19 protein-coding genes and 1 pseudogene are annotated in these 19683 nt (G+C 58.6%); 6 read left to right on the top strand and 14 right to left on the bottom strand.

From position 1 onward, the window contains the following. Nucleotides 1-150 precede the first annotated feature (150 nt). The 4 genes and pseudogenes from CKW21_RS19870 to CKW21_RS19885 all read right to left on the bottom strand — a co-directional run bounded on the left by CKW21_RS19870 (nucleotide 151) and on the right by CKW21_RS19885 (nucleotide 4090). A complete protein-coding gene (locus CKW21_RS19870) occupies nucleotides 151-795 on the bottom strand; it encodes a C40 family peptidase (protein WP_095195635.1) in 645 nt (214 codons plus the stop codon). 224 nt (nucleotides 796-1019) lie between these two features. Then, nucleotides 1020-1724 carry a DnaA regulatory inactivator Hda gene (gene hda / locus CKW21_RS19875; RefSeq protein WP_007936072.1) on the bottom strand — a complete coding sequence of 235 codons (705 nt, stop codon included), beginning with the start codon at nucleotides 1722-1724 and terminating at the stop codon, nucleotides 1020-1022. Nucleotides 1725-1930: 206 nt separating this feature from the next. Continuing rightward, nucleotides 1931-2995, bottom strand: a pseudogene (locus CKW21_RS19880) (AI-2E family transporter); the annotation flags it as partial. A 36-nt stretch (nucleotides 2996-3031) separates the two neighbouring features. Further along, a complete protein-coding gene (locus tag CKW21_RS19885) occupies nucleotides 3032-4090 on the bottom strand; it encodes a DUF2066 domain-containing protein (RefSeq protein ID WP_095195636.1) in 1059 nt (352 codons plus the stop codon). A gap of 384 nt (nucleotides 4091-4474) precedes the next feature. Here CKW21_RS19885 and purM point away from each other — a divergent pair, with 384 nt between their 5' ends. From purM to CKW21_RS19915, 5 genes are all read left to right on the top strand, one after another. Beyond that, entirely contained in the window at nucleotides 4475-5533 is a 1059-nt protein-coding gene (gene purM, locus CKW21_RS19895) for a phosphoribosylformylglycinamidine cyclo-ligase (RefSeq protein WP_095195638.1), read from the top strand. Next, nucleotides 5533-6183: a phosphoribosylglycinamide formyltransferase gene (gene purN, locus CKW21_RS19900; RefSeq protein ID WP_095195639.1), complete on the top strand. Its 651-nt coding sequence runs from the start codon at nucleotides 5533-5535 to the stop codon at nucleotides 6181-6183. Before purM ends, purN begins: the two co-directional genes overlap by 1 nt. 8 nt (nucleotides 6184-6191) lie before the next feature. Next, on the top strand, nucleotides 6192-6905 hold the full coding sequence (locus CKW21_RS19905; protein WP_095195640.1) for a DUF3108 domain-containing protein: 714 nt from the start codon (nucleotides 6192-6194) through the stop codon (nucleotides 6903-6905). Between the two features lie 150 nt (nucleotides 6906-7055). Beyond that, nucleotides 7056-7472: an OsmC family protein gene (locus CKW21_RS19910; protein ID WP_095195641.1), complete on the top strand. Its 417-nt coding sequence runs from the start codon at nucleotides 7056-7058 to the stop codon at nucleotides 7470-7472. 62 nt (nucleotides 7473-7534) lie between these two features. Continuing rightward, nucleotides 7535-8422, top strand: a complete 888-nt coding sequence (locus CKW21_RS19915; RefSeq protein ID WP_095195642.1) for a pirin family protein — start codon at nucleotides 7535-7537, stop codon at nucleotides 8420-8422. Nucleotides 8423-8568: 146 nt separating this feature from the next. On the opposite strand, the gene CKW21_RS19920 is transcribed toward CKW21_RS19915, so the two are convergent. The 4 genes from CKW21_RS19920 to CKW21_RS19935 form a co-directional block, all read right to left on the bottom strand. Beyond that, nucleotides 8569-9297, bottom strand: coding sequence for a dienelactone hydrolase family protein (locus CKW21_RS19920; RefSeq protein ID WP_095195643.1), 729 nt, complete (start codon nucleotides 9295-9297; stop codon nucleotides 8569-8571). A gap of 67 nt (nucleotides 9298-9364) precedes the next feature. Beyond that, nucleotides 9365-11269 carry a molecular chaperone HtpG gene (htpG, locus tag CKW21_RS19925; protein WP_095195810.1) on the bottom strand — a complete coding sequence of 635 codons (1905 nt, stop codon included), beginning with the start codon at nucleotides 11267-11269 and terminating at the stop codon, nucleotides 9365-9367. Between the two features lie 81 nt (nucleotides 11270-11350). After that, the gene (locus CKW21_RS19930; RefSeq protein WP_095195644.1) at nucleotides 11351-11803 is read right to left on the bottom strand and encodes a PaaI family thioesterase; all 453 of its coding nucleotides are present in this window, start codon (nucleotides 11801-11803) and stop codon (nucleotides 11351-11353) included. Further along, nucleotides 11800-12276: a PaaI family thioesterase gene (locus CKW21_RS19935; RefSeq protein ID WP_095195645.1), complete on the bottom strand. Its 477-nt coding sequence runs from the start codon at nucleotides 12274-12276 to the stop codon at nucleotides 11800-11802. The genes CKW21_RS19930 and CKW21_RS19935 overlap by 4 nt, the downstream gene beginning before the upstream one ends. Nucleotides 12277-12436: 160 nt before the next feature. Here CKW21_RS19935 and CKW21_RS19940 point away from each other — a divergent pair, with 160 nt between their 5' ends. Next, a complete protein-coding gene (locus tag CKW21_RS19940; RefSeq protein WP_095195646.1) occupies nucleotides 12437-12682 on the top strand; it encodes a hypothetical protein in 246 nt (81 codons plus the stop codon). A gap of 77 nt (nucleotides 12683-12759) precedes the next feature. Here the strand turns inward: CKW21_RS19940 and CKW21_RS19945 are convergent, their stop codons facing one another. The 6 genes from CKW21_RS19945 to lpdA form a co-directional block, all read right to left on the bottom strand. Beyond that, a complete protein-coding gene (locus CKW21_RS19945; RefSeq protein WP_095195647.1) occupies nucleotides 12760-13161 on the bottom strand; it encodes an MAPEG family protein in 402 nt (133 codons plus the stop codon). Beyond that, a complete protein-coding gene (locus CKW21_RS19950) occupies nucleotides 13161-13898 on the bottom strand; it encodes a DUF599 domain-containing protein (protein WP_095195648.1) in 738 nt (245 codons plus the stop codon). The genes CKW21_RS19945 and CKW21_RS19950 overlap by 1 nt, the downstream gene beginning before the upstream one ends. Nucleotides 13899-14158: 260 nt before the next feature. Further along, nucleotides 14159-15472 carry a branched-chain amino acid transport system II carrier protein gene (brnQ, locus tag CKW21_RS19955; protein ID WP_095195649.1) on the bottom strand — a complete coding sequence of 438 codons (1314 nt, stop codon included), beginning with the start codon at nucleotides 15470-15472 and terminating at the stop codon, nucleotides 14159-14161. Between the two features lie 485 nt (nucleotides 15473-15957). Then, complete coding sequence (gene sucD, locus CKW21_RS19960) at nucleotides 15958-16839, bottom strand: succinate--CoA ligase subunit alpha (RefSeq protein ID WP_003223019.1); 882 nt, start codon at nucleotides 16837-16839, stop codon at nucleotides 15958-15960. Next, entirely contained in the window at nucleotides 16839-18005 is a 1167-nt protein-coding gene (sucC, locus tag CKW21_RS19965) for an ADP-forming succinate--CoA ligase subunit beta (protein WP_003223015.1), read from the bottom strand. The genes sucD and sucC overlap by 1 nt, the downstream gene beginning before the upstream one ends. A 197-nt stretch (nucleotides 18006-18202) precedes the next feature. Continuing rightward, nucleotides 18203-19639, bottom strand: coding sequence for a dihydrolipoyl dehydrogenase (gene lpdA / locus CKW21_RS19970; protein ID WP_095195650.1), 1437 nt, complete (start codon nucleotides 19637-19639; stop codon nucleotides 18203-18205). Between the last annotated feature and the right edge of the window lie 44 nt (nucleotides 19640-19683).

The following is a 19683-nucleotide window of genomic DNA, read 5'->3' on the forward strand; positions in this document are numbered from 1 at the left end:
ATCTGGCTGCGGCTTTTTTTCTGCAGAGACGCAGAAAAGAAAACCGCCTGCGCAGTACGCAGGCGGTTTGCCATCATTCATAGATCAGATTCTAGCGCTTATGCGGCAAACTTCAAGTAAGACTTTAAGTTCGCCTTACAAACTGTCCGCTTACTTGCGAGCCGTGACGATCGGGCTTGCCGCAGGAGCCATCGCGAGGGCGCGCTTGGCTTCGATGAAGGTTTTGCTCCAGTAGCTGTCGCCCAGGCTATCGATCCGCACACCACCGCTTTTGCGGCTGCTGGAATGAATAAACTGATTGTCGCCCAGGTAGATCCCGGCGTGACTGACGCGACCGCGACGGCCATTGGTGGCGAAGAACAGCAGGTCGCCTGGTTCAAGTTTGTTGCGAGACACCAGCGGCGCATCCACGTTGATCATTTCGCGGGTGGAGCGTGGCAGGTTCATGCCCGCCTCTTCGCGGAACAGATAACCGATGAAACCGCTGCAATCAAAACCGGCTTCAGAGGTACCGCCAAAACGGTAACGGGTACCGATCAGGGACATGCCGCGTTCGAGGATACTGTCGGCCAGAACTGGAAGTTGATAAGACTTGCCGTCGGCGAAGGCGGCCAGTTCTTTTTCAGTCGCTACTTCGTCCTGGAAAAGAGAATCCTGATAACGAACGGAAGAGGCAGTAACAGTGTCTTGAACCTGCTGTTGTTGCGCTTGCTGCGACACCGGAGTGTGGGCAGCGCAACCGAACAACAGGGTAACGAGTGCGAGGGGCACGAGGGGTGCAAAGCGCTTTAGCATGGGCACGACCGTGGCTGATAGTTTTAAAGAAGCCGAGACTATGCCCGCTATCAAACCCATTTGCAAATTCAATCGAACTTTTTGTGACTTCTCGGTTTCTCGTTTACATCTAAGCGCTTAAGCCCTATTTGATCGTTTGCGCAGACTACTAGTTGTAGGAAAGCGTGTTTTCTGGCGCCTGAAACTTGCCAAAACTGCTGTAGGCATTGGCTTTACCGGGCTTGTTACCAGCCCAGCGTTTCTTTCAGGAACGGAATAGTCAGCTTGCGCTGGGCTTGAAGGGAGGCCTGATCGAGACGCTCAAGCAACTCGAACAGCGCGCTCATGCTTCGGGTACCGCGGGTCAGGATAAAATGCCCGACTTCATCGGTCAGGTGCAGGCCGCGACGGGATGCACGCAGTTGCAGGGCACGCAGCTTGTCTTCGTCGGAGAGCGGGCGCATCTGGAAGATCAGTGCCAGGGTCAGGCGGGATTTGAGGTCCGCCAGCTTCACCGGCAACTCGCGCGGGGACGTCGACGCGGCAATCAGCAGGCGCCGACCGCTGTCACGCAGACGATTGAACAGATGGAACAGCGCCTCTTCCCAATCCGCCTTGCCGGCAACGGCCTGCAGATCATCCAGACAGACCAGTTCGTACTGTTCGAGGTTGTCGAGAATCTCGATGCCGCGATCCATCAACTCGGCCAGCGGCAGATACACCGCCGGCTCGCCCATTTGCTCGAAACGCAGGCAGGCTGCCTGCAACAAATGCGTACGCCCTACCCCGTGCTTGCCCCAGAGGTAAATCAGGCTTTCGGTCCACCCGGCGTCGGCTTCGCACAGCCGCTCGACATAGCCGAGTGCAGCGGCATTGGCGCCTGGGTAGTAGTTGATGAAGGTGGCGTCGTCACGCAGACGCACACCTAGGGGCAGCTGAATCGGTTTCATGCTGACTGAACAGTTCCAAAGGAACCGTTAGTGGCCTCTGTGTAAAGTTTGCGAAGTTTATACCCGTGAGGCCGACCGCACAATGCGACAGACCACAAGCAAAATCAAAGGTTTGCGTTGACGCACCGGTTTCATGACAGTTTCTTTGGCGCTGCAGGCAACAACCCTGCATCGATCTGGGCTGCCTTTGAAGAAGCCTGAGACCCTGGCTCGTCAACCCCACCGTAAATATCAGAATCTTTATATAAATCATGCACATGGCGCACCAGCACCATGATCACCGCCGCCACCGGCAACGCCAGCAGAACCCCGGTAAAACCGAACAGTTCACCACCGGCCAGTATCGCGAAGATCACTGCCACCGGGTGCAGGCCAATGCGGTCTCCCACCAGCAACGGCGTCAGTACCATGCCCTCCAGCGCCTGACCGACCATGAACACCGCCACGATGCCGATCATCGGGTACAGATCGCCGCCAAACTGGAACAGACCGGCAATCAATGCCGCGCCAATACCGATGACAAACCCCATGTACGGGACAATCGCCGCCAAACCGGCAATCAGACCGATCAACAGACCCAATTCCAGCCCGACCAACATCAGGCCCGCGGCATAGATCACGCCCAAGGCCACCATCACCAGCAACTGCCCGCGCACAAACGCCCCGAGCACTTCATGACACTCACCAGCGAGTAATACTGCGCGCTCCTCGCGATCCCGGGGCAGCAGACCACGGATCTTTGCCATCATCAAATCCCAATCCCGCAGCAAGTAGAAACTCACCACCGGTATCAGCACCAGATTCGCCAGCCAGCCAATCAAAGCCAGACCGGAAGCCGTCGCCTGACTCAGCACCACCCCGACGATGTCGGTGGTCTGCCCCATGTGCTCACTAATGGCGGCCTTGAGTTTGTCGAACTTCCAGAACCCCTCCGACAAACCGAACTTGGACTGCGCCCACGGCAGCGCGGTGTGCTGCAACCAATCGAGCATCTGCGGTGCCAGCTCATATAAACGCAACAACTGCTTGGCGAGCATCGGCACCAACACCAGCAACAGCGCTGTGAAGATCAAGGTAAACAGCGCGAATACAGCGACCACGCCCAAGGTTCGCGACAGCCCGGCTTTTTCCATCCTGTCCACCAGTGGGTCAAACAGATAAGCCAACAGCAACGCCACCAGGAACGGCGTCAGAATCGGGTGCAACAGCCAGATAAACGCGCAGAGCAGAACCACCCCACCCAACCAGAACCAACGCCGCGTATCGGCCATGAACCACTCCATTGCTTCTATATAAAGAAAGAAAAACTACCAGCGAAATCGTAACTGCGGTGTCGGTGCCGGGGCGGGTGTCGCGACAGGAACCGAACCGTCAGCCACCGGTGCAACAGGCGCGACGGGAGCAGGTGCGGGTGCCGTTGTAACTTCCTGCAATTTCGCCAGCGACAACTGCGCCCGCAGCTGATCGGTACTGCCATTGACCCGATAGAGGATCCGGTCGCCATTGACACTTTGCGGGCGCCCGGAAAAAGGCTCCAGCAAACGCCCAAGGGTCGCATAGCGCTCAAGATTCATGCCCTGCACTTCCAGCAACTGTTGAGTTGCAGCCCCTGGCCTGGCGACAAAGCGCGGTGCCAGACGCTCATTGACCGCCAGCATCACCGCGTCCGCCAAAGCGGCTTGATCAGCCCCCTGGGCAGTGCCCGCCTCTTTCTGATCCCCCAGCCACAAACGCCATTTGGCTTGCCACTGCCCACCCTCTTCGCGGGCGTGTACTGCCAGCAAGGCGTCGGCATTGTACCTTTCCGATGCGTTGCGCAGCGGCGCCGGATCAGCACTTTCCAGATTGGGCGCGGTGGCGACGATCTGTTCATTCAAATCCGCCAGGGGCAAGCGCAACGGCAAGCCACGGTGCTGTGCCGCGCGGCGCAGCGGGGCCGCACTGGCCTGACCATCCCCCACCAGGCTTGAACCATCGCTGTAGTCGTTCAGCCACCACCCGAGGATGGAGGGTCGATTGGCGCCCCACATGGCCAACCCGGCACGGCGCATGGCCTGTTCAGTGGTGCCCGGATCGAAATCGACTTTCAGGACTTCCGGTGGCCCGGCGTCATAACCGAACTGACTGATGATTTGCTGCGGGTCCTTGCGGATCGCTGCCAGCCCCGGACTTTGCGCTGCCTTGGGGTCGCCGGTCAGACGCAAGACAAGGGTATCGAGGGCGCGTTGAGTCGCCTGGTCCCGCTCCTGCGGCGACTGGCCGCTGACGGGTTCGCGCACCTGGTAAAGGCCTTTGACGGTTTCGCCATGACTGACCAGGCTGAACAGTGACAAACAGCCCACAAACAAGAATTTGCAAAAACGCATGGAAGATTCCTGAGGACAAGAGCAGCTGGAACAGGCCGCATGAACATGATCGGGCAAGGCTGTGACCATCGCCTGGCGCAAAACATTCACACGCCCCGGGTAAGTTTTCGCACTGTCATAACGATAGACGGTAAATGCCGATACCCTTCCCAGGCCTGAAGGATGCCACCATCACGCTGTAATGATGGTTTTTTTATGCCGATATGCCCCTGCCGTCGGCCTGAGGATGGCCGCTGCCCTTCAAGCCTGATAAAATCGCGCGCCTTCGCAGACCGGCAACAGCCGGGCACTATCGAAATTCGCGTGAGGCAATCGCCCCCGTCGATTTCGGCGCCCCCGCTGAACTCGGTCGTTACCCAGAAATCCCCCCTAAAGGCCTGGATCATGAGCAAGCAACCCTCCCTGAGCTACAAGGACGCCGGTGTAGACATCGACGCCGGTGAAGCATTGGTCGAACGCATCAAGAGCGTCGCCAAGCGCACTGCGCGCCCGGAAGTCATGGGCGGCCTGGGCGGTTTTGGCGCCCTCTGCGAAATCCCGGCCGGCTACAAGCAGCCCGTGCTGGTTTCCGGCACTGACGGCGTCGGCACCAAACTGCGCCTGGCACTGAACCTGAACAAGCACGACAGCATCGGCATCGACCTGGTTGCCATGTGCGTCAACGACTTGGTGGTGTGCGGCGCCGAGCCGCTGTTCTTCCTTGACTACTACGCCACCGGCAAACTGAACGTCGACACCGCCGCTCAGGTCGTGACCGGCATCGGCGCAGGCTGCGAGCTGTCCGGCTGCTCCCTGGTCGGCGGCGAAACCGCTGAGATGCCTGGCATGTACGAAGGCGAAGACTACGACCTGGCCGGCTTCTGTGTCGGCGTCGTGGAAAAATCCGAAATCATCGACGGCTCCAAAGTCGCTACCGGCGACGCCCTGCTCGCCCTGCCATCGTCCGGCCCGCACTCCAACGGTTACTCGCTGATCCGCAAGATCATCGAAGTCTCCGGTGCCGACATCGAAAACACCCAGCTCGACGGCAAACCGCTGACCGACCTGCTGATGGCCCCGACCCGTATCTACGTGAAGCCGTTGCTCAAGCTGATCAAGGAAACCGGCGCCGTCAAGGCCATGGCCCACATCACCGGTGGCGGCCTGCTGGACAACATTCCGCGCGTGCTGCCAAAAGGCGCACAAGCCGTGGTTGACGTGGCGAGCTGGACCCGCCCGGCCGTGTTCGACTGGCTGCAAGAGAAAGGCAACGTCGACGAGAACGAAATGCACCGCGTGCTGAACTGCGGCGTGGGCATGGTCATCTGCGTGGCGCAAGAGCACGTTGAAACCGCCCTGAACGTTCTGCGCGAAGCCGGCGAGCAGCCTTGGGTCATCGGTCAGATCTCCACCGCTGCCGAAGGCGCGGCTCAGGTTGAACTGAAGAACCTCAAGGCTCATTGATGTCCCAGACCTGTGATGTGGTGGTGCTGTTGTCCGGCACCGGCAGTAACTTGCAGGCCTTGATCGACAGCACGCGGACCGGCGACAGCCCGGTCCGCATCGCTGCGGTGATTTCCAACCGTGCCGACGCCTTCGGCCTGCAACGCGCCAGGGATGCGGGTATCGATACCCGCACCCTGGATCACAAGGCTTTCGACGGCCGCGAGGCCTTCGATGCCGCGCTGATCGAACTGATCGACGCCTTCCACCCCAAACTCGTGGTACTGGCCGGTTTCATGCGCATTCTCAGCGCGGACTTCGTGCGCCATTACCAGGGTCGCCTGCTCAACATCCATCCTTCGCTGCTGCCCAAATACAAAGGGTTACACACTCATCAGCGCGCGCTGGAGGCTGGCGACGCCGAGCACGGCTGCTCCGTGCACTTCGTCACCGAGGAACTCGATGGCGGACCACTGGTCGTACAGGCAGTAATACCGGTAGAGTTGCACGACTCGCCGCAGAGTCTGGCGCAGCGGGTCCACGTTCAGGAACACCTGATCTACCCGATGGCCGTTCGCTGGTTTGCCGAGGGCCGGCTATCACTTGGCGATCAAGGTGCTTTACTGGATGGACAGTTACTCGCGGCCAGCGGCCACTTGATTCGAACCTAGGAGATTTTATGCGTCGTGCCCTGCTCTTCGCTTGCGCTCTGTTCGCCTTGCCCTTCGCACAGGCTGCAGACCTTCAACCTTTCTCCGCCAGCTACACCGCCGACTGGAAGCAGCTGCCCATGAGCGGCACCGCCGAGCGCAGCCTGACCAAGGAAGCCAACGGCGTCTGGAGGCTCAGCTTCAAGGCTTCGATGATGATCGCCAGCCTGTCCGAAGAAAGCACCCTGACCGTCGACAAGGACACCCTGCTGCCACAGTCCTACCACTTCGAACGAGGTGGCCTGGGCAAGGCCAAGAAGGCTGATCTGGACTTCGACTGGGCCGCCAAAAAAGTCACCGGCACCGACCGCGGTGACCCTGTCAACATTCCGCTCAACCGCGGCATGGTCGACAAATCCACCTACCAGCTGGCGCTGCAGCACGACGTGGCCGCCGGCAAGAAAAGCATGAGCTATCAAGTGGTAGACGATGGCGAAGTCGACACCTATGACTTCCGCGTGCTGGGTTCGGAAAAGGTCGACACAAAAGCCGGCCAGATCGAAGCGATCAAGGTCGAGCGCGTGCGCGACCCGACACAAAGCAAGCGCATCACCGTGCTCTGGTTCGCCAAGGATTGGGACTACCTGCTGGTCCGCCTGCAACAGGTTGAAACCGACGGCAAGGAGTACAACATCATGCTCCTGGACGGCAAGGTCAACGGCAAGACTGTCAAAGGCAGTTGAGCTACCGACACGACGAAGCCCCGCACTCGCGGGGCTTTTTTTTCGCCTGGCATTCGGCAAAGAAAGCGGAACGCGCCTCAAGAGGAATGCTCTATACCTTCAAGGTCTTTTTTGATCGAATGACGCATCCTGTTGCCTGCGAGGTTTCCCATGACTGTTACCGTCAATACCGTCTGCGCCGAAGGTTTTCGCCATACCGTTCAGATCGATGACCACGAACTCTTTGCCGATGTTCCTGTATCCGCAGGAGGTGAAGGCTCGGCGCCGGAACCCCACGATTACTTCGATGCCGCACTGGGTGCCTGCAAAGCCCTGACCCTCAAGCTGTATGCCAGGAAGAAGGGCATCCCGCTGACCGGTGTCGGCGTCGAGGTCAAACGCGACAACAGTGAAGAGCAAAAGGGCAAATACGCGCTGCACGTCAAACTGACCCTCAAGGGCGTGCTGACCGACGCACAGCGTGACGAGCTGCACCGCGTGGCCGATCGCTGCCCGATCCACAAGCTGATGACCAGCAGTGAAGTCAGCATCGAAACTCATTTGTCCGAAGGCGCGTTCAGCCAATAGCGGCAAGGGTTGCGCAAGCGGGTTATGCTCGTCCGCATCACCCGCTCAGTCTGGAACGCACCATGAACACTCCGCTCGTGATCCGCCCCCGCGCCGAAGATGTCGAAGGCCAGCCGATTCTTCGCCCGTTGCCATCCGCCAAATGCCGCAATGTCGGGCCTTTCGTATTTTTCGACCACATGCTGCAAACCCGCTACGCTGCGGGAGACGGCATGAACATCCGACAGCATCCGCACATTGGCCTGTCCACGCTCACCTACCTGTTTGAGGGGCAACTCCAGCACAAGGACAGCCTCGGTTCGGATCAAGTGGTCAACGCCGGGGATGTCAGCTGGATGACCGCCGGCAGCGCCATCGCCCACGTCGAGCGCACGCCCGACGCCCTGAAAGAACGTGGTTTCACGATGCACGGCTTGCAAATCTGGCTGGCCTCGCCCAAGGACCATGAACAGGGTCCGGGCCATTACAGCCACCACCCCGCGTCTACCCTGCCGGTCAGTGAAAACCTTGGCGTGAAGATCCGCATGATTGCCGGGTCAGGCTTTTGCCTGCAATCGCCGGTGCCGGTGCTTTCTCCTACGCTGTATGCCGAATTGCACCTGCAAACGGCGACGTCCTTGCTGATTCCCACCGAACATGAAGAACGTGCGCTCTATGTGTTGAGCGGCGAGGTACAACTGGAAGGCGAATTGATAGAACCGCATTCGCTGGTGGTGCTGCCCGTCGGTGAAGAGATGACGCTGTTCGCCGAGAGCGATTGTCATGCCGTGCTGTTTGGCGGAGCACCGCTGGACGGTCCGCGGCGGATCAACTGGAATTTTGTGGCGAGCGATCCAGCGCTGATCGACGAAGCGCGCCGTCGCTGGGCGGCCGGGGATTGGCCGACGGTGCCGGGGGAAGTTGAGCGGATCGAATTGCCAAAACAGCGAAGCGAGCCCACTCCCTTGTAATTGTCTTTGGTGTGAATCACACCGCCTTCGCGAGCAGGCTCGCTCCCACAATGGAATGTGTTCCCCTGTGGAAGCGAGTCTGCTCCGGGCGGCGTTCCGACGAAGAGGCCGGCGCTAACACCGACCCGATAGCGGCAAAAAAGTGGTCAACCCTTGAACACTTCATCCAGCAGATTGTGCATCGAAGCGAATGCACGGGCGGCGATCTTCGCGTCGTACATCATCATGCCCGGCACCTTGGCATGCGGGTCGGTGAACGAGTGGAAAGCCCCACCGTAGCTCAGCAACTGCCAATCCACACCAGCAGCGTTCATTTCTTCTTCGAAGGCGGGCAATTGCTCTTTCGGCACCAATGGATCGGAAGCGCCGTGCAGCACCAATACCGAGCCCTTGATATTTTTCGCATCGTTGACGTCCGGCGTATCGAGGGTGCCGTGGAACGACACCGCCGCCTTCACCGGTGCACCGGTACGGGCAAACTCCAGGGCGCAGCAACCACCGAAGCAGAAACCGAAGGTCGCCAGTTTCGACGTATCGACCTGCGCCTCGCCCTGCTGTTGCAACTGTTCAAAAGCCACTTGCATGCGCTTACGCAGCAGTGCCCGGTCATTTTTCAGCGGCATCATCGCCGCGCCCGCCTCGTCGTTGTTGGTTGGACGAACCGACTGGCCGTAGAGGTCCGCGATCAGCACCACGTAGCCCTTGGCCGCCACCGACTTGGCAATCTCCTCGGCGCCGGCACCGACGCCCATCCAGTTCGGCGCCATCAGCAGACCAGGGCGCACACCTTTATGATCGGCGTCGAAAGCCAGGCGGCTCTCGTAAGCCTGCCCGTCAATCTGGTAGGCAACGGAACGTACAGTGATTTGACTCATTTCTGACTCCTGATTTTTGAACACCAGAATGAAAAAACCCGCCGAAGCGGGTTTTTCTACAACGCAGTTAAACCGACAGTTCAACCAGCAGCTTGTTGAGACGACGCACATACGCCGCCGGATCTTTCAAGCTGTCGCCGGCCGCCAGGGCTGCCTGATCGAAGAGGATGTGCGACAGGTCGCCGAAGCGCTCGTCACTCTGCTCGTTATCGAGCTTCTCGATCAGCGGGTGAGCCGGGTTGAACTCAAAGATCGGCTTCGAATCCGGAACCTTCTGACCGCTGGCTTCCAGGATCTGACGCATTTGCAGGCCAAGATCCTGCTCACCGATGGCCAGGATCGCCGGGGAATCGGTCAGGCGATGGGACACCCGCACTTCAGCAACGGATTCGCCCAAAGCGGTCTTGAGACGCTCGACCAGACCTTCCTTGGACTTGGCGACTTCTTGCGCAGCCTTCTTGTCCTCTTCCGAGTCCAGGTTGCCTAGGTCCAGGTCACCACGCGCCACATCGACAAAGCTCTTGCCGTCGAAGTCGCTGAGGTAGCTCATCAGCCACTCGTCGATACGGTCGGTCAGCAGCAGCACTTCGATGCCTTTCTTGCGGAAGACTTCCAGGTGCGGGCTGTTCTTGACCTGGGCGTAGGTTTCGCCGGTCAGGTAGTAAATCTTGTCCTGACCTTCCTTGGCGCGTGCCAGGTATTCGGCCAGGCCGACTACCTGCTCACCGTCATCACCGCTGGTCGAGGCGAAACGCAGCAGGCCGGCGATTTTTTCTTTGTTGGCGAAATCTTCTGCCGGGCCTTCTTTCATGACCTGACCGAAGTTCTTCCAGAAGCCTTTGTATTGCTCAGGCTCGTTCTTCGCCAGTTTTTCCAGCATATCCAGCACGCGCTTGGTCAGCGCCGACTTCATGGAGTCGATGATCGGGTCTTTCTGCAGAATTTCCCGCGACACGTTCAGCGACAGGTCGTTGGAATCGACCACGCCCTTGATGAAGCGCAGGTACAGCGGCAGGAACGACTCGGCCTGATCCATGACAAACACACGCTGCACGTACAGCTTCAGGCCTTTCGGCGCTTCACGCTGGTACAGGTCGAACGGCGCACGAGCCGGCACATACAGCAGCGAGCTGTATTCCAGCTTGCCTTCCACCTTGTTGTGGCTCCAGCTCAGCGGGTTTTCGAAGTCGTGAGCGATGTGCTTGTAGAACTCCTGGTATTCCTCATCCTTCACTTCAGTGCGAGGGCGAGTCCACAGGGCGCTGGCGCGGTTGACGGTTTCCCATTCAACGGCCGGTTTCTCTTCACCTTCGGCAGCTGCCACTTCTTTCGGCAACTCGATCGGCAAGGCGATGTGGTCGGAGTACTTCTTGATGATGTTACGCAGGCGCCAGCCGTCGGCGAACTCGTCTTCGCCGGACTTCAGGTGCAGCACGATGCGGGTACCGCGCTCGGCCTTGTCGATGGTGGCGACTTCGAACTCGCCTTCACCCTTGGACGACCAATGCACGCCTTCGCTGGCCGGGCTGCCGGCACGACGGCTGAACACGTCGACCTTGTCGGCGACGATGAACGCAGAATAGAAACCCACACCGAACTGACCGATCAGGTGCGAGTCTTTCTTCTGATCGCCCGACAGGTTTTTCATGAAATCGGCGGTGCCGGATTTGGCGATGGTGCCCAGATGGGTGATCACATCTTCGCGGCTCATGCCGATACCGTTGTCTTCGAGCGTGACGGTCTTGGCGTCCTTGTCGAAGCTCACACGGATTTTCAGCTCAGCGCCACCTTCCAGCAATTCAGGCTTGGCCAACGCTTCGAAACGTAATTTGTCTACAGCGTCAGAGGCGTTCGAGATCAGTTCGCGAAGGAAAATTTCCTTGTTGGAATACAGCGAATGGATCATGAGGTGCAGCAGCTGCTTTACCTCGGTCTGGAAGCCCAGGGTTTCCTTTTGAGTTTCCACACTCATGGTCATCAAACTCCAATCAGATGGCATAAGCCGCGACTTTGAGGGTCGGCGGCGGGTTGTCATCTGAGTTGGGGGCTCCGTTCAGGATTTCAAGGGCTCCTCCAGTTTGAAATGTGCCCGGGCCGTGGCGATGGCCTCACCTTCGGTGGTTTGCCAGGCCGTAACCGCCACGTTGGCCACCCGGCGTCCCTGGCGGCACACCTGGCATCGGGCCCAGGTATCGCGGAACTGCCCGGTACGAAGATAATCGAGGGAAAAGTCGATAATCTTCGGCACGCCCGGCGAGCCGGTAGCGATCAGCAGGTGCATCGCCGCAGCCAGCTCCATGAAACCGGCAATTACACCGCCGTGGATCGCAGGCAATAAAGGGTTGCCGATGTTGTCCTTGTTGGCAGGCAGGCGAAACAGCAATTCATCCCCCACCCGTGAGCATTCCACCCCGATCAGCGTGGCGTAGGGAATCCGTTGCAGCAGCGAGGCGTAATCCCCCTGGGCATGGGCCTGTTGCAGTTGTTCCTGGAACGTGTCGGTCATTTCTTGTCTCCAGCGATGGCACCACCAAAGCCTTTGGTGCCCTTTATGCCCTTGCCCATGCGCATGAAGGTGCCCACCACATGGGCTATCGGTTGTTCAGGGTCATCCTGATAGGCAAAGCCGCGGGCGAAAATCACGTCGGTGGTCACCCGGTAACATTGGGCGAAGCCATAGACATCTTTATGGGGTTCAGCGGCATGCATGTAGTCGATGCGCAGATCGAGGGTCGGGCAGACTTCGAATTCCGGCAGCACGCAGAGCGTGGACATGCCGCAAGCGGTATCCATCAGCGTGGTCAATGCGCCGCCGTGGATCACGCCGGTCTGCGGGTTGCCGACGATCTGCGGGCTGTATGGCAGAACCACTGTGAGTCCTTCACTGCTGGCGCTGTGAACGTACAGCCCGAGGACCTGACAGTGGCGCAGCGCTGACAGAAATCGCGAAGCGCGATCAAAAAGGGGATTTTCAGCCATTTGATAAAAACTCTTGTTTATTAGTCTGGCAACGCATTAACACCCCTGGAAAAAGTTCCACGTTAGATCAAACTTATATATCTGAACGACGTGAGGAACTTAACCCTGATGTCTGCGCTCGAAAGGGCAGTAAGATACTTTCCATCAGGAGAAACACCCCATGCGTAAGACTTTAGCTATTGCCTTGATGTTGACCGCTTCCCTCGGTCTCGCTGCTTGCGATAAAAAATCCGAGGACAAAGCTCAAGACGCTACCCAACATGCTGAACAAGCCCAGGAAAAAATGAGCGAGGCTCAGGATAAAGTGAACGAGGCGGCGAAAGAAAACGCCGAAGCCGCCAAAGCTCAGGCTGAATCGAACGAAGCAGCGGCAAAAGAAGCCGCGCCGGAAGCACCTAAGAACTAATCCGGTTTTTAGCGTGACAAAAGAAAACCCGCCAAGTGCGGGTTTTCTTTTGCCTGCAGTTTTGAATGCGCTGAGCGCTAGAGCAAAATCGTTCGAAAAGTCGGACTAATCATCAGCAATAACGAACAGATTAAACCCACCAGCCAAATCAGGCTGCGCTGCCACGCCAAGTCTTTCCAGTAACACACCAAGTAGATCACTCGCGTGATCACGAAGATGATCGCCAGCAAGTCGATGAGCCATCCTGCCGTTTGCGTGGTATGCGCCATCAACACACCCACCGCGAATAATATGAAGGCCTCGAAACTATTCTGGTGTGCCGCCACCGCCCGGGCACCCAAACCGGTGAGTTGTGCCTGCTGTTGGCGCGGCAGGTGATTGTTGTAACCACCCTGCTCTTTCATGGCCGTTGTCACGGGCATGCGCGCCACGTAAATCAGCACGGCACTGATAAACACACACCAGAACGGAATACTCATCAAGCGACCTCTTTACTCACCTCGGGCAATGGCGCCTCTGTAGGGGTATAGACCATCACGTCGAGAACGTCGGAGTGAAACTCGCGGCGATACAACACGAACACGACGCCGCCACTCATCAACATGAACAACCAGGGGCTGACGAACCAGGCCAGCATCGTCATGCCGAAGTAATAAGAACGCAGGCCGAAGTTGAACTGGTTGGCGGCCATGGAGATGACACGGGCTGCACGGGTGGCGAAGGCTTTGCGCTCCTGTTCGGAGACATGGCGCTCACCGACCATCGGCGCCGAACCCACGAGAATCGCCGCGAAGTTGTACTGACGCATGCACCAGCTGAACGTGAAGAACGCGTAGACGAACACCAGTGCCAGGCACAGCAACTTGATTTCCGACATGCCCTGGGAAGCCTGTTGCACCATCGGGATGTCCGCCAGCAACGAGACGGCCCTTTCCGAGGCGCCAAGTACGGTAAGAATACCGGCCAGGATAATAAGTGTGCTGGAGGCAAAGAACGAGGCATTGCGCTCCAGGTTGCCGATCACGCTGGCGTCGGCGATGCGGTTGTCACGCAGCAGCATGCGACGCATCCAGTCTTCGCGGTAAAGATGCAGAACGCTGGCCAGGCAAGCAGTGTCGCGGCCCTTCCATGTGGCATAGCGGGTGTATCCGCCCCAGCAGATGATGAACCAGAGCGCGGCGAGGATGTGGATCAGGTTGGCTTGGATGAACGACATGCAGGTCCTTGTGATGTAGTAACGGAACATTCAAACCTTGTGGGAGCGAGCCTGCTCGCGAAGACGTCGCTTCATTCAACGCAAATGTTGATTGATCTACCGCTTTCGCGAGCAGGCTCGCTCCCACAAGGCGTTGCAGTGGTTCGACGTTAGCTCAACGGAAAAGACACCGCATCCCTCACAAAAAAAATGCCCCGTATCGATTGATACGGGGCATTTCTGTTTTGCGTACAAGCCCGCTCGTGACGGGCCAGTGAAGATTAAGCCAGCGCTTCTTCGCGCTTGCCCAGCAAGCGATCGCAAGCCACGGCGACCACCAGGGTCATTACCGAAGGCACCAGCCACGCCAGGCCCTGTTCGCTGAGCGGCAAGTGAGCCAGCTGAGTCGGCATCCAGTCTGCCAGGCCCGCGCCCTTGAGGGCATCGATCAAGCCGAAGATGAAAGACACCAGCATCACCGGACCGACAATGCGGCCCTGCTCATGCCAGAAGTCCTTGCAGAAGCTCAAGGCCACCAGGGCGATGCATGGCGGGTAGATCGCGGTCAGTACCGGGATCGAGAAGGCGATCAGCTTGGTGAGGCCCAGGTTGGACACCAGCAACGAAAACGCCGCGAGGATGATCACCAGGGTCTTGTAGGACAGTGGCAGTACACGGCTGAAGTACTCCGCGCAGGCGCAGGTCAGGCCCACGGCCGTCACCAGGCACGCCAGGGAAATCAGCACCGCCAGGAAGCCGCTGCCCAGGGAGCCGAAGGTGTGTTGTACGTAGGCATGCAACACCGCCGCACCGTTGGTCGCGCCGGCGGCCACTTCATGGCTGCCGGAACCGAGCCGGAACAGGCTGACATACACCAGCGCCAGGCCCACGCCGGCGATCAGGCCGGCAATGATCGCGTAACGGGTAATCAGCGCCGGCGATTCGACGCCGCGGGAGCGGATGGCGTTGACGATAACGATGCCGAACACCAGCGCACCCAAGGTATCCATCGTCAGGTAACCGTTGATGAAACCCTGGGAGAACGGAGCTGCAACGTATTCAGGCGTTGCCTGACCAATATCACCCGCCGGCAAGGCGAATGCCGCAATGCCCAGTACCGCCAGAGCGATGATCTTCAAGGGTGCGAGGAAACGACCCACGGTATCCAGCAGACGGCCTGGATAGAGCGAGATGAAGAACACCAGCAGGAAATACACCGAGCTGTAGAGGAACAGCGCCAGCGGACTTTCGCCGGTCAGCGGTGCCAGGCCCACTTCGAACGACACGGTAGCGGTACGCGGCGTGGCAAACAGTGGACCAACGGCCAGGTAGCACGCAGCCGCCAGCAGGCCACCGGCCAGCTTACCGATCGGGCTGCTCAACGCGTCCATCGCGCCACCGACCTTGGCCAGCGCGACAACGGTGATCACCGGCAGACCTACCGCCGTGACCAGAAAGCCCAGCGCCGCCATCCAGACGTTAGGCCCGGACTGCAAACCGACGATAGGCGGGAAGATGATGTTGCCGGCCCCGACGAACAGGGCAAACGTCATAAAACCAAGTGCCAGGATGTCCTGACCTTTCAACACTTTCATTAAGGAAATACCACACTACTGAATCGGAATTTAGAGAGGGGTTTCCCTTATGGATGAGGGAAATGCAGTCGGTCCGTATGGGACTGACCCGTTTAGCGCGTAGCTGCCTTGTGGGCGGCGGACGCAAAAATGGCGGCTAGCCTAACGAATTTGGCCGTAAAACGCACTGTTAGAGGGCGAACATTCCGATCTACGACATTTTCGTGTCGCGTTTACGTATCTAAATTTCACCTCGACCTCTGTGGCGAGGGGATTTATCCCCGTTGGGTCGCGAAGCGGCCCCCGGCCCCAGAATCACCCTATGCAGTAAATCAGGCACACTCGCATTGCTGGATTTACGGCTGCTGCGCAGCCGAACGGGGCGGTGCGACGTTTCGCTAAATCCCCTCGCCACAAAAAGCCCTGCACATTTCTCATATCCCGAAAACGACAAAGGCCACCCGAAGGTGGCCTTTGTTTGGTGAAGCGTCAGTTAAGCGCGAGGCTTACTTGACTGCCCAACCAGTCAGCTCGGCCAGGGCCTTGCCGATGTCTGCCAGCGAACGCACGGTTTTAACGCCTGCGTCTTGCAGAGCAGCGAATTTCTCGTCTGCAGTGCCTTTGCCGCCAGAGATGATTGCGCCAGCATGGCCCATGCGCTTGCCCGGAGGAGCAGTCACACCAGCGATGTAGGAAACAACCGGCTTGGTCACGTGTGCCTTGATGTAGGCAGCCGCTTCTTCTTCAGCCGAACCGCCGATCTCACCGATCATCACGATCGCTTCGGTCTTCGGGTCTTCCTGGAACAGCTTCAGGATGTCGATGAAGTTCGAACCCGGGATCGGGTCACCACCGATGCCGACGCAAGTCGACTGACCGAAACCGGCGTCAGTAGTCTGCTTCACAGCTTCGTAGGTCAGGGTGCCGGAACGGGAAACGATACCGACCTTGCCTGGCAAGTGAATGTGACCTGGCATGATGCCGATCTTGCATTCGCCTGGAGTGATCACGCCTGGGCAGTTAGGGCCGATCAGAGTAACACCCAGCTCGTCGCACTTAACTTTAGCGTCCAGCATGTCCAGGGTAGGAATGCCTTCGGTGATGCAAACGATCAGCTTGATGCCGCCGAAAGCAGCTTCCAGGATCGAGTCCTTGCAGAAAGGAGCCGGAACGTAGATCACGCTGGCGGTAGCGCCAGTGGCCGCTACGGCGTCTTTCACGGTGTTGAACACTGGCAGACCCAGGTGCTCGGTGCCGCCTTTGCCTGGAGTTACACCACCCACCATCTTGGTGCCGTACTCGATGGCTTGCTGGGTGTGGAAACTACCTTGCGAACCGGTAATACCCTGGCAGATAACTTTGGTGTCTTTATTGATCAGGACGCTCATTATTTGCCCTCCGCAGCTTTGACAACTTGTTGAGCAGCGTCGGTCAGGCTGGTAGCAGCGATGATGTTCAAACCGCTTTCTGCCAGTACTTTAGCGCCCAGCTCAGCGTTGTTGCCTTCAAGGCGAACAACAACCGGGATTTTCACGCCGACTTCTTTCACTGCACCGATGATGCCTTCGGCAATCATGTCGCAACGAACGATGCCGCCGAAGATGTTGACCAGTACTGCAGCGACGTTGGTGTCGGACAGGATGATCTTGAAGGCTTCGGTTACGCGTTCTTTGGTAGCACCGCCGCCCACGTCGAGGAAGTTGGCTGGCTTGCCGCCGTGCAGGTTGACGATGTCCATGGTACCCATGGCCAGGCCGGCACCGTTGACCATGCAACCGATGTTGCCTTCCAGCGCTACGTAGTTCAGTTCGAACTTGGCAGCGTGCGCTTCGCGCGGATCGTCTTGCGACGGATCGTGGAAAGTCTTCAGCTTAGGCTGACGGTACATGGCATTGGCGTCGATGTTGATCTTGGCGTCCAGGCAGTGCAGATCGCCGTCAGCCTTGATCACCAGCGGGTTCACTTCCAGCAGGGCCAGATCGTGATCCTGGAACAGTTTGGCCAGACCAACGAAGATCTTGGCGAACTGGGCAACTTGCTTGCCTTCCAGACCCAGCTGGAATGCCAGCTCGCGACCCTGGAATGGCTGAGCGCCAACCAGTGGGTCGATAGTGGCTTTCAGAATTTTTTCTGGAGTGTCGTGAGCGATTTTCTCGATGTCCACGCCACCTTCGGTGGAAGCCATGAACACGATGCGACGGCTCGAACGGTCAACGACAGCGCCCAGGTACAGCTCTTTAGCGATATCAGTGCACGATTCAACCAGGATCTTGGTGACTGGCTGACCGTTGGCGTCAGTCTGGTAAGTCACCAGACGCTTGCCCAGCCACTGCTGTGCGAAGGCTTTGGCGTCTTCTTTGTTGCGAACCAGCTTTACGCCGCCCGCTTTACCGCGACCACCGGCGTGGACCTGGGCTTTGACAACCCACTCGCTGCCGCCGATTTTGTCGCAAGCTTCTGCTGCTGCTTCCGGGGTGTCTACCGCGTAACCGGTGGATACTGGCAGGCCGTACTCAGCGAACAGCTGCTTACCCTGATACTCGTGAAGATTCATGCTTATTACCGTCTTCGTTAGGTACTGCGCATTCGGTGCTGCACTTGTTCAAGTGCCGCACCACCTGTGACTGCTGCTTGCGTAGCCTTTCCGGATACCCGGTGCAGCTACGCAAGACTGCGTCCGGCGGACATTCCGCGGTGAGTCTTGCACGCAAGGCTCACGACGGGCCGATACCGCCGTGGTTTCTTATTGTCTTAACGCTTCTTGCGGTTGGCGATGTGGATGGCGCCGCCATTCACTGCCAAAGCAGCTTCGTGCAAGGCTTCAGACAGGGTCGGATGGGAGAAAACCATCATGCCCAGGTCTTCAGCGCTGGTGCCGAATTCCATACCGATCGCGCCCTGCTGAACCAGTTCGGCAGCGCTTGGGCCAATCACGTGGACGCCCAATACGCGGTCTGTCTTGGCATCTGCGATGACCTTGACGAAACCGCCGGTATCGTTGGCAGCCATGGCACGGCCAGAGGCTGCGAACGGGAAGGTGCCGACGTTAACGTCTACGCCTTCAGCTTTCAAGGCCTGCTCGGTTTTACCGACCCACGCGATTTCCGGGTGAGTATAAATAACCGAAGGGATCAGATCATAGTTCATCTGGGCCTTGTGGCCCTTGATGCGCTCGACAACCATGATGCCCTCTTCCGACGCCTTGTGCGCCAGCATCATGCCGCGAACCACGTCACCGATGGCGTAAACGCCCGGTACGGTGGTAGCGCAGTGATCGTCAACGTGCACGAAACCGCGCTCGTCGAGGGTCACGCCGCAGTCGGCGGCCAGCAGATCAGTGGTCACCGGACGGCGACCAACGGCTACGATCAGCTTGTCGAAAGTAATGTTCTGTTCGCCGTTGGCATCGGTGTAGTTCACAACGACTTCGTCGCCGTTCACTTTCGAACCGGTCACGCGAGCGCCCAGCTTGATGTCCAGGCCCTGCTTGGTCAGGGTTTTCAGCGCTTCCTTGGAAACGGCCGTGTCGGCTGCCATCAGGAAGGTGTCCAGGGCTTCCAGGACAGTCACTTCAGCACCCAGGCGGGACCAGACCGAACCCAGTTCCAGACCGATCACGCCAGCGCCGATCACGCCCAGACGCTTGGGAACGGATTGGAATTCCAGTGCGCCGGTGGAGTCGACGATTACATTCTGGTCGACCGGAGCCGGTGGAATGTCGATCGGACGCGAACCTGGAGCCAGGATCACGTTTTCGGCTTCGATGACTTCAACCGAACCGTCAGGCTTGGTGACTTCGACTTTCTTGCCGGCCAGCAGCTTGCCGTGGCCCTGGATCGAAGTAACGCCGTTGGCCTTGAACAGGGTTGCAACGCCGGAGGTCAGACCTTTGACGATGTTGGCCTTGCGGCCGACCATCGCTGGCACGTCCATGGTCACGCCAGCGTGGTTGATGCCGTGGATCGCGAAGCCATCCTGCGCTTCGTGGAATTTCCACGAGCTGTCCAGCAGGGCTTTCGACGGAATGCAGCCGACGTTCAGGCAGGTACCGCCCAGCGCCAGTTTGCCTTCCTTGTCGGTGTACTTCTCGATGCAGGCCGTGGTGAGACCCAGTTGCGCGGCCTTGATGGCAGCAACATAGCCGCCAGGGCCCGCACCGATCACTACTACGTCAAATTTCTGCGACATTCAAAAAATCCTCTTGAGCGAAAAGCTTCAAGCCGCAAGCCACA

This window comes from Pseudomonas sp. Irchel 3A7, from assembly GCF_900187565.1.
Classification (GTDB): domain Bacteria; phylum Pseudomonadota; class Gammaproteobacteria; order Pseudomonadales; family Pseudomonadaceae; genus Aquipseudomonas.